At 71.8% G+C, this 15,600-nt stretch carries 14 protein-coding genes; 6 read left to right on the top strand and 8 right to left on the bottom strand.

The annotated features are described in order from the left end of the window. Positions 1 to 222: 222 nt before the first annotated feature. Positions 223 to 702, top strand: coding sequence for a GNAT family N-acetyltransferase (locus tag MT346_RS00685; RefSeq protein WP_243560724.1), 480 nt, complete (start codon positions 223 to 225; stop codon positions 700 to 702). Here the strand turns inward: MT346_RS00685 and MT346_RS00680 are convergent. Together MT346_RS00680 and MT346_RS00675 are read right to left on the bottom strand one after the other, a co-directional pair. Further along, positions 689 to 1,531 carry an alpha/beta fold hydrolase gene (locus MT346_RS00680; protein ID WP_243560723.1) on the bottom strand — a complete coding sequence of 281 codons (843 nt, stop codon included), beginning with the start codon at positions 1,529 to 1,531 and terminating at the stop codon, positions 689 to 691. The two genes, MT346_RS00685 and MT346_RS00680, sit on opposite strands and share 14 nt — an antisense overlap. Before the next feature lie 9 nt (positions 1,532 to 1,540). Then, positions 1,541 to 2,191, bottom strand: a complete 651-nt coding sequence (locus MT346_RS00675) for a GNAT family N-acetyltransferase (protein WP_243560721.1) — start codon at positions 2,189 to 2,191, stop codon at positions 1,541 to 1,543. Between the two features lie 237 nt (positions 2,192 to 2,428). On the opposite strand from MT346_RS00675, the gene MT346_RS00670 reads away from it, so the two are divergent. Further along, on the top strand, positions 2,429 to 2,944 hold the full coding sequence (locus MT346_RS00670) for a hypothetical protein (protein WP_243560719.1): 516 nt from the start codon (positions 2,429 to 2,431) through the stop codon (positions 2,942 to 2,944). Between the two features lie 18 nt (positions 2,945 to 2,962). Beyond that, positions 2,963 to 3,334, top strand: coding sequence for a VOC family protein (locus tag MT346_RS00665; protein WP_243560717.1), 372 nt, complete (start codon positions 2,963 to 2,965; stop codon positions 3,332 to 3,334). Positions 3,335 to 3,411: 77 nt separating this feature from the next. Here MT346_RS00665 and MT346_RS00660 read toward each other — a convergent pair whose 3' ends face one another. The 6 genes from MT346_RS00660 to MT346_RS00635 form a co-directional block, all read right to left on the bottom strand. Further along, positions 3,412 to 4,023 carry a response regulator transcription factor gene (locus MT346_RS00660; protein WP_243560715.1) on the bottom strand — a complete coding sequence of 204 codons (612 nt, stop codon included), beginning with the start codon at positions 4,021 to 4,023 and terminating at the stop codon, positions 3,412 to 3,414. Next, the gene (locus MT346_RS18285; RefSeq protein WP_243560713.1) at positions 4,020 to 5,177 is read right to left on the bottom strand and encodes a sensor histidine kinase; all 1,158 of its coding nucleotides are present in this window, start codon (positions 5,175 to 5,177) and stop codon (positions 4,020 to 4,022) included. Before MT346_RS18285 ends, MT346_RS00660 begins: the two co-directional genes overlap by 4 nt. Next, positions 5,174 to 6,112 (bottom strand): alpha/beta fold hydrolase, encoded by a 939-nt coding sequence (locus MT346_RS00650; RefSeq protein ID WP_243560712.1) that lies wholly within the window; start codon positions 6,110 to 6,112, stop codon positions 5,174 to 5,176. Before MT346_RS00650 ends, MT346_RS18285 begins: the two co-directional genes overlap by 4 nt. A gap of 110 nt (positions 6,113 to 6,222) precedes the next feature. After that, a complete protein-coding gene (locus MT346_RS00645) occupies positions 6,223 to 6,810 on the bottom strand; it encodes a GNAT family N-acetyltransferase (RefSeq protein WP_243560711.1) in 588 nt (195 codons plus the stop codon). A gap of 86 nt (positions 6,811 to 6,896) precedes the next feature. Then, positions 6,897 to 7,595: a Type 1 glutamine amidotransferase-like domain-containing protein gene (locus MT346_RS00640; protein ID WP_243560710.1), complete on the bottom strand. Its 699-nt coding sequence runs from the start codon at positions 7,593 to 7,595 to the stop codon at positions 6,897 to 6,899. 13 nt (positions 7,596 to 7,608) lie between these two features. Continuing rightward, complete coding sequence (locus tag MT346_RS00635; RefSeq protein ID WP_243560709.1) at positions 7,609 to 8,772, bottom strand: cysteine desulfurase family protein; 1,164 nt, start codon at positions 8,770 to 8,772, stop codon at positions 7,609 to 7,611. 57 nt (positions 8,773 to 8,829) lie between these two features. Here MT346_RS00635 and MT346_RS00630 point away from each other — a divergent pair, with 57 nt between their 5' ends. The 3 genes from MT346_RS00630 (at position 8,830) to glgB (ending at position 15,595) form a co-directional block, all read left to right on the top strand. Next, positions 8,830 to 10,857: a glycogen-debranching protein gene (locus MT346_RS00630; protein ID WP_243560707.1), complete on the top strand. Its 2,028-nt coding sequence runs from the start codon at positions 8,830 to 8,832 to the stop codon at positions 10,855 to 10,857. Between the two features lie 116 nt (positions 10,858 to 10,973). Continuing rightward, positions 10,974 to 12,974, top strand: coding sequence for a maltotransferase domain-containing protein (locus MT346_RS00625; protein ID WP_243560704.1), 2,001 nt, complete (start codon positions 10,974 to 10,976; stop codon positions 12,972 to 12,974). After that, the gene (gene glgB, locus MT346_RS00620) at positions 12,971 to 15,595 is read left to right on the top strand and encodes a 1,4-alpha-glucan branching protein GlgB (RefSeq protein WP_243560702.1); all 2,625 of its coding nucleotides are present in this window, start codon (positions 12,971 to 12,973) and stop codon (positions 15,593 to 15,595) included. Before MT346_RS00625 ends, glgB begins: the two co-directional genes overlap by 4 nt. Positions 15,596 to 15,600: the final 5 nt, after the last annotated feature.

The following is a 15,600-nucleotide window of genomic DNA, read 5'->3' as shown; positions in this document are numbered from 1 at the left end:
TCCCCTGACCCTGGTCCGACCCTGACCGGCCGGAACGATCAGGACAGTACGTGCGGAGCAGCCCGTTGTTCCGGGGCCGTCCCCGGACTGGGGACAGGGTTCGGAGTGGGTCAACCCCGGACTGGGGACAGGGCCCGGAGCAGGTGCGCCCCGGACTGGGGACACCGTGTCGACGGCAGGTCGCGTGCCCGTCGTTGCGGCCGGGTCCCGTACGCTCCCCCGGTGCACACGATCGAGACCGTTGCCCCGGACTCCCCCGTCGCGGCCGAGGTCGTCCGCGCGTACCTGGCCGACGTCGCGTCGCGGTGGCACGGACGAACGGCCACCGATGCCGAGGTGGAGCAGGCCCTGCGAGACGAGCCCTCCGACGATCTGCGAGCCCCCAGCGGCACCCTGTTCGTCGCGGTCGAGGACGGGTACCCCGTCGGCTGCACTGGCGTCCGGTTCCTCGGCGACGTGGCCGAACTCACGAAGGTCTTCACGCTGCCGACGCATCGGGGACGCGGCATCGGCGCTCAGCTGCTCCGTGCCGCCGAAGACGCATGCCGAGCACGGGGCGTCGGCACGCTCCGTCTGGACACCCGCGCTGCGCTGACGGAGGCCTGCGCCATGTACGAGCGACACGGCTTCGAGCGTGTTGCCGCCTTCAACGAGGACCCGTACTCGGACCGTTGGTACAGCAAGCCGATCACGATCGGCTGAGGGCCGAACGTGCGAGCTCGACGAAGGCGTCGGGGTCGTCGACCCAGGGGAAGTGGCCCGCGCCGTCCTGTACCGCGAGGGTCGCTCGCGGGAACAGGTCGACGAACTGCCGCATGACGGGCCGCGGCAGGCCGACGTCGACGGCACCCGCGATGACGGTGACCGGCACGTCCAACTGTGCCAGGGCCTCCCGGGTGGTCGGCGGATCGAAGGCGCCCGCAGCGCCGAACGCAGCGGCCGCTGCCGGGTTGCGGGCCGCGTCCATCGCGGCGTCGTACTCGGCTGCCGCAGCGTCCCACCGGCCGTGGCTGAACGGCGCGATGGCGTCCCAGTCGTCGTCCCTGGCCTGGTCGGCCTGGATCCGTGCGAGCGCCGCGGCAGCGGCGTCGTACCAGGGTTCCCCAGCGCGCGACCGGGCGACGGCGGAGCGTTCGTCGTCGGCGACGTCGAGGCCGACGGCACGCGTGCTCGGCGTGACGAGCACCAGGCGGTCGACGTGCTTCCCGAACCGCTCGGCGTAGCGCAGCACGATGTTCGCGCCGGCCGAGTGCCCGAGCAGCGCGACCCGGTCCACCCCCAGGTGCTGCCGGAGCGCCTCGAGGTCGTCGACGATGCGGTCACACCGCAGGTCCGCGGCCTGGGTGTCGTCATCCGGCAGGGACCCGGGCGGGTTGAACAGGACGAGTTCGGCGTACCGGGCCAGCCCGCCGAGGTCGCCCAGGTACTCCGCCGACAGGAGCGGACCGCCCGGCACGCACACCAACGGCGTTCCGTGCCCGGTGCGGCGGTACGTGCGGGTGCCGCCGCGGGGCGACGCGAACGACTGCATGCGGTGAAGCTACCCGACCTGGTGCAGCTGCTCGATGGCTGCTGCCGCACCTTCGGTCACCAGGTTCCAGCTCGGCCGCACGAAGTCATCGCGGCGCAGACGGACCCGGACCTCGTCCACGACCTCGTCGGCACGGGTCTGCGAACGGGTGACGCCGTTGCGCTGGTACCCGAGCTTCGCGGACACCGCAAGGGACGCCTCGTTCCATGCGGCCGCGCTCGACTCCGCCCACGAGGCCCCGAGCTGGTCGAACGCGAACAGCAGCAGTGCCGCGCGCATCTCGGTCCCGAGTCCCTGGCCCTGGTGTGCGAGCGACAACCACGACCCGCTGTCGATGGTCTTGCGTGTGGCGAACCGACGAGCGTGCAGCTCCTGCACCCCGATGGGTGTCCGGTCACGGAGCACGGCGAAGCCCACACCCCACGAGTCGCGGGTCACCTCGGCCCGCATCTTCCAGTGGTACTGCGCCATCGATCGAGCCATCACCGCGGGTTCCGCATCCGTCCACGGGACACCGAACGGCATGCGCGCCCGATCGTGCACGCCGGACAGCGCCGCATCGACGAGCCCGGGCAGGTCGTCGTCGCGCAGCGGCCGCAGTTCCAGCCGCGGCGTGACGAGGCGGAGTCCGTACAGCGGCCAGACGTGCTCGAGGTCCATCGCCCAACGATACGAGCGCAGATCCGGACGTGACGACCTCGCTGTCCCCGTCCCTGTCGCTAGCGCTCGCCGCTGCGGCTCCGTGCGGCGCTCATCGCAGCCCAGGGCGCGACGGCGACCGACGACGACGCGCTCGAAGCGACACGAGACGCCGCGGTGCGGTTGACGCAGGCCTCGTTCCCCAGCGACAGACGCCGAGCGCCAGCTCCTGCGTGCCTGCCGGGTACTGTCCTCCGCGTGAGCATCCCGGACCTCGACGGCGAGCCCGTCGTCCGCCGGCGGACGGTGATCGTCGTCCTCGGGGTGGTGAGCGCACTCGCGGGTCTGCTGGCCGTCGTCGGGTGGCCGTTGCCCGTCATCTCGTCGACACACGGCAGCGCAGGACCGCATGCGTGGGCGCGGACCGTTCGCGGGGTGCAGGACTGGTTCGCGTACGACGGCTGGCGGATGTCCGGCAGTTCCTGGGTGTACGGCGCACTCGCCACCGCGACAGCAGCGAGCATCGCGGTGATCCGGCACCCAGCCTGGAGCGGCGGCACGGCCGTGGTCGTCGTCGTCGCACCAGCCGGCGCGATGCTCCTGGTCGGCCCGGTGGCCCAGTGGTCGCTCGGGCTCCCGTGGTCCAACTACGGCGTTGGGTCGACGAGCGCGGTCGCGTTCGGCGGTGTCGCCACGGTTGCGGGTGGTGCTGCGCTGTTCGCAGTCCGCCGAACACTGCGACGACGCGGTCGCCGCGGCGACCGCGCGGACTGAGTGCGTACGCTCGCTCCCATGAGCGGAGCAGTGGCCAGCGCTCGCGTCGCTGGGGTCTCGATCGACTGCGAGGACCACCGCGAGCTGTCGGCCTTCTACGCCCGACTCCTGGGCGGCCGGGTCGACTGGGTCACGGACAGCGCCGCCGGAGTGACCGCCGGCAGCTGGTCCCTCGTGGCCCAGCGGGTGTCGCCCTACCGTCGTCCGGTGTGGCCCGGAACGTCCATCGTGCATCTCGACCTGACGTGCGAGCGGGATGCCCTGGGCGCGCTCCGCGAGCATGCGGAAGCGTGCGGCGCGGTCGTGGCTCCCGATCAGCCGGACACCCGGTGGGTCGTCATGCTCGACCCCGCGGGGCATCCGTTCTGTCTGACGCCGTTCGCCCCCTGAGGTCCACTCCTGGCGTGGCACCAGCCTGAGTGCGGAGTCGCTCCGGCTCGATCCGCCGCCGCCTGGGCGGTCCGAGCTCAGATCCAGCCGCGGTCCCAGGCCACCTGTGCGGCAGCACGACGGTCGTCACGGTGCAGCTTCGCGATCGCGGACGACAGGTGGTTCCGGACGGTGCCGTGCGCGAGGGAGAGTTCCCGTGCGATCAGCTTGGTGGCCAGTCCGTCGCGGGTCAGTCGCAGGACGTCGGCCTCGCGCGGAGTGAGCGGGCTCTCGTCCTCGGTCAGCGCGGCCGCCGCCAGACCGGCGTCGATGTACCGCACGTCGGCAGCGACGTCGCGGATGATCTGCGCGAGGCGCGCGGCGGGCGTCGACTTCGGGACGAAACCACGCACGCCGGCGGCGAGCGCGCGCTTGAGGGTCCCGGGTCGGGCGTGTCGGGTGACGATCACGGTGCGGACCGGCGCTCCGGTCGAGGATGCGGCCAACGACCGCGCCGCCTCGATCCCGTCCATCACCGGCATCTCCAGGTCCAGCAGGACCACGTCGGGCTGGCATGAAAGCGTGGCGGCGACAGCCGCAGCTCCGTCCGCGACCTCAGCCACGACCTCCAGGTCGGGTTCCAGGCCGAGCAGCGCGACCAGCGCTCCACGGATGAGTTCCTCGTCGTCCGCGATCACGATCCGGATCACGGTCGGACCTCCGACTCGGCGCCTGCGGGGATCCGGACCACCAGGGTGAACCGGTCGTCGGTTCGGGTGGTCTCCACCGTGCCGCTGTGCGGCGCGATGCGCTGGCGGAGGCCCGCGATGCCGCTCTCGCGACGGCCGGCGGTGATCGGCGCGTCGTTCCACACCGTCAGCCGCCACGCGTCGTCGACCCGTCGGAGCTCGATCGCAGCAGTGGTCGCCCGGCTGTGCCGGATCGTGTTGGTCGCGGCCTCGCGGATGGCGACGGCGAACAGGGCCCCAATCGCATCGGTCATGCCGGTGGTCACGATCTGTACCGAGCAGTCGATACCCGCTGACCGCAGCACCGACGCCGCGTTCCGGACCTCGGCGGCGACGGTCACGGTCCGGTAGTCGTGCACGAGCGCGCGCGTGTCATCGAGTGCGGCCCGTGCCGCGGACCGGATGTCTCCGAGCTCGGCGCGGGCGCGGTCGGGCTCGGCGAGCACCAGCCGTTCCGCGAGTTCGCTCTTCAGCGCGATGATCTGCAGGTGGTGGCCCTGGATGTCGTGCAGGTCCGTCGCGAACCGGAGTCGTTCCTCGGCGACCGCGAGGTCGGATGCCGTCCGGCGGGCGGCTTCGAGCCGGAGGACCACGCGGTGGATCCACACCACGCTGAGCGGCATCAGGGTGAAGAGCACCAGGGTCCCGACGAGGACCAGGTCCCCGGGCGGTGCATCCGCATCGGTCATGACGACGAGCAGGACGACCGTGCCGGCGAGGAGCACGACGCGTCCCCACCCGCGCAGCAGGCAGGCGGCCGTCCCACCGGCGATGGCCAACGTGAACGACCACGCCGATCCCCGGGACGGCGGTACGATCGACACGATCCAGACGGCGAGGGAGGTCAGCACCAGGGCCTGGACGGCGGGATGACGGACCGAGGCCTCCCCGGCCGGGCGGATGAGCAGCGGGATCGTCACCGTCGCGGCAACCACGGCGACGACCGAGAGCACCACGAGGACCGGGGTCCGCGACGAGGGCGCTCCGTCCGTGCCGACGAGCAACTGCACGCCGCCGCCGACGACCACGACGAGCCAGAGCGACGCGATCGACGACCAGCGGACGACGCGGACGTCGATGTCGGCGCGGGGCCGCGCGTGCCCGGGGAGCGTCACACGCCCAGGGTAGCGAGACGGGCGACGGTGTCCCTGGCGATCTGCGCCGACAGGGTGTGGTGCAGGTAGTGGTCGCCGACCATGCCGATCACTGCACCGTGCTCGACACTCGCCGCCTGACGGTCGTGCAGTGCGACCCAGTTCGGCACGTCGTTGTCGTTGGTCCGCACGAACAGCAGCACGGGCAGGTCGGCGGGGAAGGTGCGGTCCTCGGCCGAACGGAAGTTCTGCGGGGTGCGACGCATCTCGTCGATGAGCGTGGGTGCCGCACCGTTCTTGCCGGTCAGCAGCCGCATCTGCCGCTTCGTCCGGGCGTCGTAGGCATCGCCGAGCGTGTCGGGTGCCGATGCGTTCGCGATCCGCAGCAGCCCGAGTCGGTCGGCGGCGACGATGGTACCGGTCGGGATCGGCTCGTCCCAGCTCGCCTGCCGCGGCACACTGCTGTCGATCCCGACGAACGCGGTCACCTCGTCCCGGTAGTCCTTCGTGTACTCGAGCGCGTAGATGCCGGCGATCGAGTGACCCATCAGCACGTAGCGGTCGACCCCGAGCCGGTGCAGTGCCTCGTGCACCTCGCGGGTGATGTTGGCAGCGGTCCGCGGGACGTCGGTCTGGTCGCTCAGTCCGGTCCCGAACGGCTCGACGGCGACGACACGGTAGGTCCGGTCGAGCTGGTCCATCAGCGGCGCGAAGTCCAGCCCGGGCGCCGCCGTGCCCAGCCCGGGCAGGAGCACCACGGTCTGCGCGCCGGACCCGCGGACGACGACGTTCATCCGTTTGCCGTCCACCTCGACCCGCTGGCCGTAGTCGGTGATCTCCGACGCCTCGCGGTGCGTGGCGACCACGTTGACGACCGAGGTCGTGGCGAGCGCCAGCACCGGGATCGCCACCAGCGCGCCGATGGTGATCAGGGTGATGCGCAGGGGCTTCCGCATGGTGCTCGTTCCGGTCGGGCCGCGCGGACGTGCGCAGCGGGCCTGATCAGTCAAGTGCCGCCGGTCCGTGAGCGGACGTGCCCGGTTGTCACGATCCTCCGTGACACATGTCACGCAGGGCGCCTGGACAACGACCAGTGCGGAGCCAGCTCTCGGACCACCCCCGGTCGATCAGTCGTGGACGACGTGTCGGCGGACCAGAGGACCTCGCCGTCCACGTGCGTCGACGTCGGCACGAGCCCGAGCCGCTCGGCCACACGCTGGGACGCGGTGTGGTCGGGGCGGATGAAGGCACGCACGCGCCCGACACCGATCGAGGTCAACCACCTCACGACGGCAGCTGTGGCTTCCACGGCGAGACCGCGGCCCTGTTCAGACACCGTCACCAGCCACGCAAGGTCAGCGTCGAGGGCCGGACCCTGCCGGGCGAGCGTCGCCTGGACGAAACCGATCGCCGGCCCGCCGGCGACGGGTCGGATGATCCAGTTCATCCATCCCGCCGTTCCGTCCTCGGACTGACCTCGCGACTGGCGGCGGTAGCGCTCCTCGAGCTCGATGAGCGTGGGCGGTCCCCCGCCCGTGAAGCGGTACAGCTCCTCGGCGGCCAGAGCGGTCACCATCTCGCTCGCGTGCTGCTCGGTGAGCGGTTCCAGCGAGACACGTTCCGTGTGCAGGTCGTCCGCTCGTGGCCATGACATGTCCCCAGCTTCGCAGGTCGACCGGTCAGGCGTCGGCGGCCGGGCCGAGAGCGGTCAGCATGGCAATCCTGAGCACGGGTGTCCGGTCAGCGCGACGCCAGGAGCGCCCCGTCCGCACCGAAGTGCCGCCAGTGCCCGTCGCCGATGACGACCGGCGCCGCGGACGGGTCGCGGATCAGCAGCGCCGAGTCGTCGTCGACGAACCAGACCGGTTGCCCCGACCGTGCCGCGCCCCGAGCGAACCGCTCCTCGGCGTCCGCGGGCATCCAGTCGGCCCCCAGGTGGCCGGCGAAGAACCAATCGAACAGGGGAACGGCGGGCGCGACGCTGGTGAGCCCGAACAGGTTCAGCTCGTCCTGGTCGTCGAAGGCCACGGGCCACTGGCCGAGCTGGCGGGCGAAGACCATCGAACCCGCACTCCAACCGACGTAGACCTGCTGGTCGAGGACCTCCGCCAGCACCGGCGCGAGACCGCTCGCGTGCCAGGTGTGCGCCGCCCACAGGTTGCTGCCGCCGTACCCGAGGACCACGTCGGCCGCCCGCAGCCGTGACGCGACGAGCGCCGGCGGCCCGGCGAACAACGACGCGACGTCGAACTCGGCCCACGGCAGCGCACGCAGCGCCCCCAGGTGGTCGACCAGCGTGGAGCTGTCCCCGGGGAACCCGAGGATCGCGTCGATCACCACGACGACGCGCGACTCGGCGACGGGCTTGCCCAGCAGGCCGACGAGTGCATCGCGGATGGCATCGGTCGTGATGCCGTTCGACGTCAGGAGCATCCGCATGGAAGGACCCGCACTACCGACCCAGCAGCGGCTCGCGGGACGCCATCCCCGCAGCACCCGCCCGTGCCACGGCGTCGGGCAGCGCGGCCAGGAACGCATCGACGTCCGCGTCGGTGGACGTCTGCCCGAGCGTGATGCGGAGCGCCCCGCGGGCCTGCTCCTCGGACAACCCCATCGCGAGCAGCACGTGCGACGCCTCGGGGACGCCGGCCTGGCACGCCGAGCCGGTCGACACCGCGACCCCGGCCGCGTCGAGCAGGAACAGCAGCGAGTCGCCCTCGCACCCGGGGAACGTGAAGTGGGCGTTGCCCGGCAGTCGGTCGACCGGGTCGCCGCGCAGCTCGGCCGAGGGCACGGCATCCAGCACCCCGGCGACCAGACGATCGCGCAGCGCCCGGACGGACACGTGCGGAGCAGCCGCTGCAACCCCGAACGCGATCGCGGCGGGGGCGTCCTGGGTGCCGCTGCGGACCTGACGCTGCTGCCCACCACCGTGGATGAGCGGCTCGACCGTGGCAGTGCGACCGAGTACGAGCGCACCGATGCCCACCGGCCCACCGATCTTGTGCGCGGAGACGCTCAGCGCGTCGAGGCCCGATTCGCGGAACGACACCGGGACCTGCCCGTAGGCGGCGACGGCGTCGGCGTGCACCGGCACGCCGGCCGCATGCGCCAGCGCCGTGATCGCGGTGACGGGCTGGATGGTGCCGACCTCGTTGTTGGCCCACAGGAACGTGACCAGGGCGACGTCGTCGGCGGAAGCGAGTCGGGCCTCCAGTCCGGCCAGGTCGACGCGACCCAGCGCGTCCAACGGCACCACGTCGACGACCGCGCCGTCGTGGCGCTCGAGCCAGTCGACCGTGTCCACCGTCGCGTGGTGCTCCCCCGCTGCCACGACGATGCGCGGCCGGGGCCGGTCCTGCTGCCGGGCCCAGTACAGGCCCTTGATCGCCAGGTTGATGCTCTCGGTGCCGCCCGAGGTGAAGACGACCTCGACGGGTTCGGCGTCGAGCGATGCGGCGACGCGGGCGCGGCCGTCTTCGAGCAGCATCTTGGCGCGCTGCCCGGCGCTGTGGATCGACGAGGGGTTGCCGACGGTGGCCATCGCGTCGGTGAAGGCGGCGAGCGCCTCGGGCAGGATCGGCGTGGTCGCTGCGTGGTCGAGGTAGACCGGCACGGGGACCCCTTTCTGGTGCGTTCCCAGGATAGTCGCGTCGTCTCGTACCCTGGGCAGATGCAGGAGACCGCGATCGACACCGCCCAGGGGCTGCGCCTGGTCGACGGCGGTGCGCGGTTCACGATGCGCAGCGCCTCGGCGACGGCTGCCACGCTCGTCGTCGACGGGCGGGGGTCCGTGGCGCTCGAGCAGCTGCCGGACACGGACCTGTGGACCGGTTCGCTCGACGACGTGCAGCTGGGCGACACCTACCACCTGCTGGTCGACGGGCCGACCGGTCCGCGGCACGGTTTCGATGCCGAGCGTCCGCTGCTCGACCCGTACGCGCGTGGCATCGTCCGCGGGTCGTCGGCACGGTGGACCAGCGTGGTCGTGGACGACGCCTTCGACTGGGGCGAATCGACCAAGCCCGTGGTGCCCCTCGAGCACGCGGTCGTCTACGAGGCGAACGTCCGCACCCTGACCAGCGCGAACCCCGCCGTGCCGGAGCACCTGCGCGGCACGTACGCGGGGGTCGCCCACGACAGCACCATCCGGCACCTGCAGCGCATCGGCGTCACCACGATCCAGCTGCTGCCGGTCCAGGCGTTCGACTCCGAGCACTGGCTGCAGCAGGCCGGGCGCGAGAACGCGTGGGGCTACAACACGCTCGGGTTCTTCGCCCCGCACGCCGCGTACGCGTCGGAACCCGCACGCCAGGCCGGCGCGCAGGCGGTGCTGCGCGAGTTCAAGGGCATGGTCCGGCTGCTGCACGAGGCCGGCATCCAGGTGGTCCTGGACGTCGTCTACAACCACACCGCCGAAGAGGGCCTGGGCGGTCCGACGTCGTCACTGCGCGGGATCGACGGCACGAACCGGTACCGCTGGGCGGCGGACGACACGTACTTCGACACGACCGGCTGCGGCAACACGCTCGACACCTCGGTCGAGGCGACGGCGGACCTGGTGCTCGACAGCCTGCGCTACTGGGCACGCGAGATGCAGGTCGACGGCTTCCGCTTCGACCTGATGGCGTCCCTGGCCCGCAACGGCGACCACGCGTTCGACCCGGCGCACCCCGTGCTCGACCGGATCCGCACCGACCCGGACCTGCAGGACGTGCTGGTCGTCGCCGAACCGTGGGACGTCGGACCCGACGGGTGGCGGACGGGCCAGTTCGGCGCCCGCTCCAGCGAGTGGAACGACGGTTTCCGCAACACGGTCCGCCAGTTCTGGCTCACCGACATCGCCGAGGAACGCCGTTCCGGGGTCCCCGGCGCCGGGATCGGGGCGCTCGCCGGGGCCCTGACCGGCTCGCGTCACGTGTTCGGCGCCGACCGCGGTCCGCTGTCGAGCGTCAACTTCGTCACCGCGCACGACGGCTTCACGCTGCACGACCTGACCGCGTACGACCGCAAGCACAACCACGCGAACGGCGAGGACGACCGCGACGGCTCGAACGACAACCGCTCGTTCAACCACGGCATCGAGGGCGCCACCGAGGACCGCGGGGTGCGTGCGGCACGCGGTCGCTCGATGCGGAACCTGCTCGGCACGCTGTTCCTGTCGGCGGGCGTGCCGATGCTCACCGCGGGCGACGAGCGCAGCCGCACCCAGCACGGCAACAACAACGCCTACGTCGTGACCGAGGACCTGACGCCGGTCGACTGGTCGGGCGACGAGGACGCCGAGTCGATGACCGAGACCGTCGCCGCGCTGACCCGCCTGCGTGCGGCCCACCCGGCACTCCGGCCCGACCGCTACGGCGTCGACGGGCAGACAACGCCAGGTGCGTCGCGGATGCGCTGGTACGGCCCCGACGGCGGCCCGATGACCGGCGAGTGGTGGGACCAGCCGCTGCACCGGGTCGTGCAGTGGTCCGTCGCGTCGACGCCCCACGACCAGGACGAGTCCGACGACCGGGTACTGGTCGTCGTGCACGGCAGCGGCCGCACCCGCGACCTGACCCTGCCCGCTCCCGACGACGTCACCGCGTACCGGCTGGCCTGGTCCAGCGAGAAGCACCGCGACCACGAGCGGCTGCGTCCCGCCGGCACCGTGTTCACCGCGTACGGCCCCGGCATCCACGTCTTCGACATCGTCTGACAGCCCGCCACACCACGACTCGGACACCGCCTGGAGGCCCGGCTCGTCTCCGCCACGCCCGGACCGTCCGGCAGTTCCGGGGAACAGAGCGGGCCCGGCCGGGTAGCGTCTGCTCCGTGGCCACCGCAGACCGACCCCGGCGTCCGAAGATCGGGCGCATCCCGATCACCGAACTCAGCCCCCGGACGCCCAACGGCTTCCCGGGCAAGGCCTTCGACGGCGAGGTGATCACGTTCGGCGCGACCGTCTTCCGCGAGGGGCACGGCGTGATCGGCGCCGACGTCGTGCTGGAGCGGCCGGACGGAGGGACCAGGACCGTACCGCTCACCCTCGTCGCACCGGGGACCGACCGCTACGAGGCGACCGTGCAGGTCGACCACGTCGGCGTCTGGACCTGGCACGTCGAGGCGTACTCCGACGACTGGACGACCTGGCTGCGTGGCGCGCGGCTCAAGGTCGCCGCGGGCGTCGACGTGCAGGCGACCCTGCTCGACGGTGCTGCGCTGCTGGACCGACTCGCCGACGAGACCGACTCCCCCGCGGCCACCCGCGCTGCGGCCCGGGTCCGCGACCAGGACCTCGACCCGGCCGAGCGTCTGGCCGCGGTCGACGACCCGCGCATCGCCGCCGAGGTCGAGGAAGCGCCGCTCACCTCGCTCCGCACCCACTCCCCCGTCCAGCTCCTCGACGTCGAGCGCACCCGCGCGGGCGTCGGCGCCTGGTACGAGTTCTTCCCGCGCAGCGAGGGCGCCAAGCGGAACCCGGACGGGTCGTGGAAGAGCGGCGACTTCCGCACCGCCGCGCGTCGCCTGCCCGGCGTCGCCCGGATGGGCTTCGACGTCGTCTACCTGCCGCCGATCCACCCGATCGGGCACACCGCACGCAAGGGGCCGAACAACACCCTCGACGCCGGGCCGAACGACCCGGGCAGCCCGTGGGCGATCGGCTCCGAGGCCGGTGGGCACGACGCGATCCACCCCGACCTGGGCACCGAGGACGACTTCCGCGACTTCGTCGAGACGGCGAAGAACGCCGGGATGGAGGTCGCGCTCGACTTCGCGCTGCAGTGCTCCCCCGACCACCCCTGGGTCACCGAGCACCCGGAGTGGTTCACCGTGCGCGCCGACGGGTCCATCGCCACGGCCGAGAACCCGCCGAAGCTGTACCAGGACATCTACCCGATCCAGTTCGACACCGACCCCGAGGGCCTGGTCGCCGAGGTCGAGCGTGTACTGGAGCACTGGATCGCGTTCGGCATCCGGATCTTCCGCGTGGACAACCCGCACACCAAGCCGCTGTGGTTCTGGGAGCGGGTCATCCGCGAGATCCGCGACGAGCACCCCGACACGGTGTTCCTGGCCGAGGCCTTCACCCGCCCGGCGATGATGCGCGCCCTGGCCGAGGCCGGGTTCCAGCAGTCGTACTCGTACTTCACCTGGCGCAACACGAAGGACGAGATCGCCGACTACTTCGAGGAGCTCAGCCACGAGACGAGCGACTACCTCCGCCCGAACCTGTTCGTGAACACGCCGGACATCCTGACCGAGTTCCTGCAGTTCGGCGGCCGCGCCGGCTACAAGGTCCGGGCAGCGCTCGCCGCGACGGGTGCGCCGACGTGGGGCATGTACTCCGGCTACGAGCTCTTCGAGGACGTCGCCCGCCCGGGGTCCGAGGAGAACATCGACAACGAGAAGTTCGAGTACAAGCCGCGCGACTTCGCGCTGGCCGAAGCCGAGGGTGCCAGCCTGGCGCCGTACGTCACGATGCTGAACCGCTTCCGGTCCGCGCACCCCGCGCTCCGCCAGCTCCGCAACCTGCACGTGCACGACGCCGAGGACGGCGCGATCGTCGTCTACTCCAAGCACCTGCCCGGACGGTTCATCCGCTCCGGTCGCGACGACACCGTGATCGTCGTCGCGAACGTCGACCCCCACTCCGCCCGTGAGACGACCGTGCACCTCGACCTCACCGCCCTCGGACTCGACCCGGAGCAGGCGTTCGACGTCCGCGACGTCGTGACCGGGCAGCGCTGGGTGTGGGGATCGTCCAACTACGTGCGCCTGGATGCCTTCCAGGAGCCCGTGCACCTGCTCGTCGTGGAAGGACCACACCGATGACCACCGACCCCAACGAGGCCGACCGGACCACTCCCCGGGACCGCGGGCAGGGGCCGAGCGTGCCGCCGGTCCAGCCGCCGCCTCCGCCCGTGCCTGCTCGTCCCGCCGCAGCCGTCCCGCGACCGGTGCCGTCGCGCCCCGTGGCCGATCCTGCCGCTGCGCCCCGCACCGAGCCGAAGGTCTCCGCGCCGGGCGAGGACATGCCCGGCGCGCGGCTGCCGAAGCGTGAGGCGCCCGACCGCGGCGTGACCGAGTCGGAGACCCTGGCGGGCGGCTCCACGCCGCTGCCCGACACCGCAGCACCGACCGCGCCCGCAGTGCCGACCGCAGCCAGCGTGCCGACCGCAGCCAGCGTGCCGACCGCAGCCAGCGTGCCGGCCGACGCGACCGCCCCGGGTGCGCCCGCCGACGCGCCGGAGCCGACCCGGGCCTCCCGTCCGACCGTGGAACCGCGTCCCGCCCCCGTCGAGGAGTGGCTGCGGCAGCAGGTCGCCGAGGCCCGCTGGTCGCAACCGCACGACGTCCTCGGCCCGCACCCCGTCGACGGCGGCACCAGCGTGCGTGTCGTCCGACACCTGGCGAAGGCCGTCCGTCTGGTCCGGCCCGACGGCGACGACATCGAGTTGTCCCACGAGGGCGACGGCCTGTGGGCCGGCGCCACCGCGGACACGCTCGGCCGCTACCGGGTCGAAGCCGACTACGACTTCGACGACTCCACCGACTCGGACGACGCCACCTGGACCACCGACGACGCGTACCGGTTCGCGCCGTCCCTGGGTGAACTCGACCTGCACCTGTTCGGTGAGGGCCGTGACGAGCAGCTCTGGAACCACCTGGGGGCACACGTCACCACCCTCGACGACGTCGACGGCGTCGCGTTCGCCGTCTGGGCACCGCGGGCGACCGCCGTGCGCGTGATCGGCGACTTCGAGGGCTGGGAGGGCCGCACCACCGCGATGCGTCGCCTGAACGAGCTGGGCGTCTGGGAGCTGTTCGTGCCCGGGGCGCTCGACGGCCAGCGCTACAAGTTCCAGATCCTGACCGACAGCGGCTGGGTCGAACGCGCGGACCCGTTCGCACGCCGTGCCGAGGTGCCGCCGCTGACCGCCTCGGTCATCACCAGCTCGGACTACACCTGGTCCGAGGGGGATGCCGCCTGGATGCAGCAGCGCGCCGAGACGACCACCCACGACCAGCCGATGAGCGTGTACGAGGTGCACCTCGGCTCGTGGCGGCCGGGGCTGAGCTACCGCGAGGTCGCCGACCAGCTCATCGGCCACGTGCAGTACCTCGGCTTCACGCACATCGAGTTCCTGCCACTGTCCGAGCACCCCTTCGGCGGCTCGTGGGGCTACCAGGTCACCGGCTACTACGCCCCGACCTCGCGCTACGGCTCGCCCGACGACCTGCGCTACCTGATCGACCGTCTGCACTCCGCGGGCATCGGCGTGATCATGGACTGGGTCCCCGGGCACTTCCCCAAGGACGAGTGGGCACTGGGCAGGTTCGACGGCCACGCGCTGTTCGAGCACCCGGACCCCCGCCGCGGCGAGCAGCTCGACTGGGGCACCTACGTGTTCGACTTCGGGCAGCCGCAGGTCCGCAACTTCCTGGTCGCGAACGCGCTGTACTGGATGGAGGAGTTCCACATCGACGGCCTGCGGGTCGATGCCGTGGCCTCGATCCTGTACCTGGACTACTCGCGCACCGACTGGCTGCCGAACATCCACGGCGGACGCGAGAACCTGGACGCCGTCTCGTTCCTACAGGAGACCAACGCCACCGCGTACAAGCGCTACCCCGGCATCGTCATGATCGCCGAGGAGAGCACCTCGTGGCCCGGCGTCACCCAGCCGACCAACGCGGGCGGTCTGGGCTTCGGGCAGAAGTGGAACATGGGCTGGATGCACGACTCGCTCGAGTACGTGCAGCGCGACCCGGCGTACCGCGCGTACCACCACGACGAGCTGACGTTCTCGTTCGTGTACGCGTTCAGCGAGCAGTTCACGCTGCCGATCAGCCACGACGAGGTCGTGCACGGCAAGGGCTCGCTCTACGGCAAGATGCCCGGCGACGAGTGGCAGAAACTCGCCAACGTCCGTGCGTACCTGTCCTTCATGTGGGCGCACCCCGGCAAGCAGCTGCTGTTCATGGGCCAGGAGTTCGCGCAGGTCTCGGAGTGGTCCGAAGAGCGTGGGCTGGACTGGTGGCAGTCGGACGACCCCGGACACAACGGGGTGCAGCGGCTGGTAGCCGAGCTCAACCGCGTGTACAAGGACACCCCCGCGCTGTGGACTTTCGACGCCACCGCCGAGGGCTTCGAGTGGATCGAGGGCGGCGACGCACCGCACTCGACGATCGGGTTCCTGCGGAAGGCGGGTGACGAGCGCCTGGCGGTGTTCGTGAACTTCTCCGGCGTGCCCGTCGAGCGACGGTTCGGGCTGCCCCTGGCCGGTACGTGGACCGAGGTCCTCAACACCGACGCCGCAGAGTACGGCGGGTCCGGTGTCGGCAACCTGGGCGTCGTCACCGCCGAGGACACCCCGTGGGCCGGTCGACCCGCCTCGGCGCACCTGGTGGTGCCGCCACTCGGCGCCGTCTGGCTGCGGCTCGAGCGGTAGTCCTT

The sequence above is a fragment of the Curtobacterium sp. VKM Ac-2922 genome, from assembly GCF_022815645.1.
Lineage (GTDB): Bacteria > Actinomycetota > Actinomycetes > Actinomycetales > Microbacteriaceae > Curtobacterium.
This window is presented reverse-complemented; position numbering and strand designations above follow the sequence as displayed.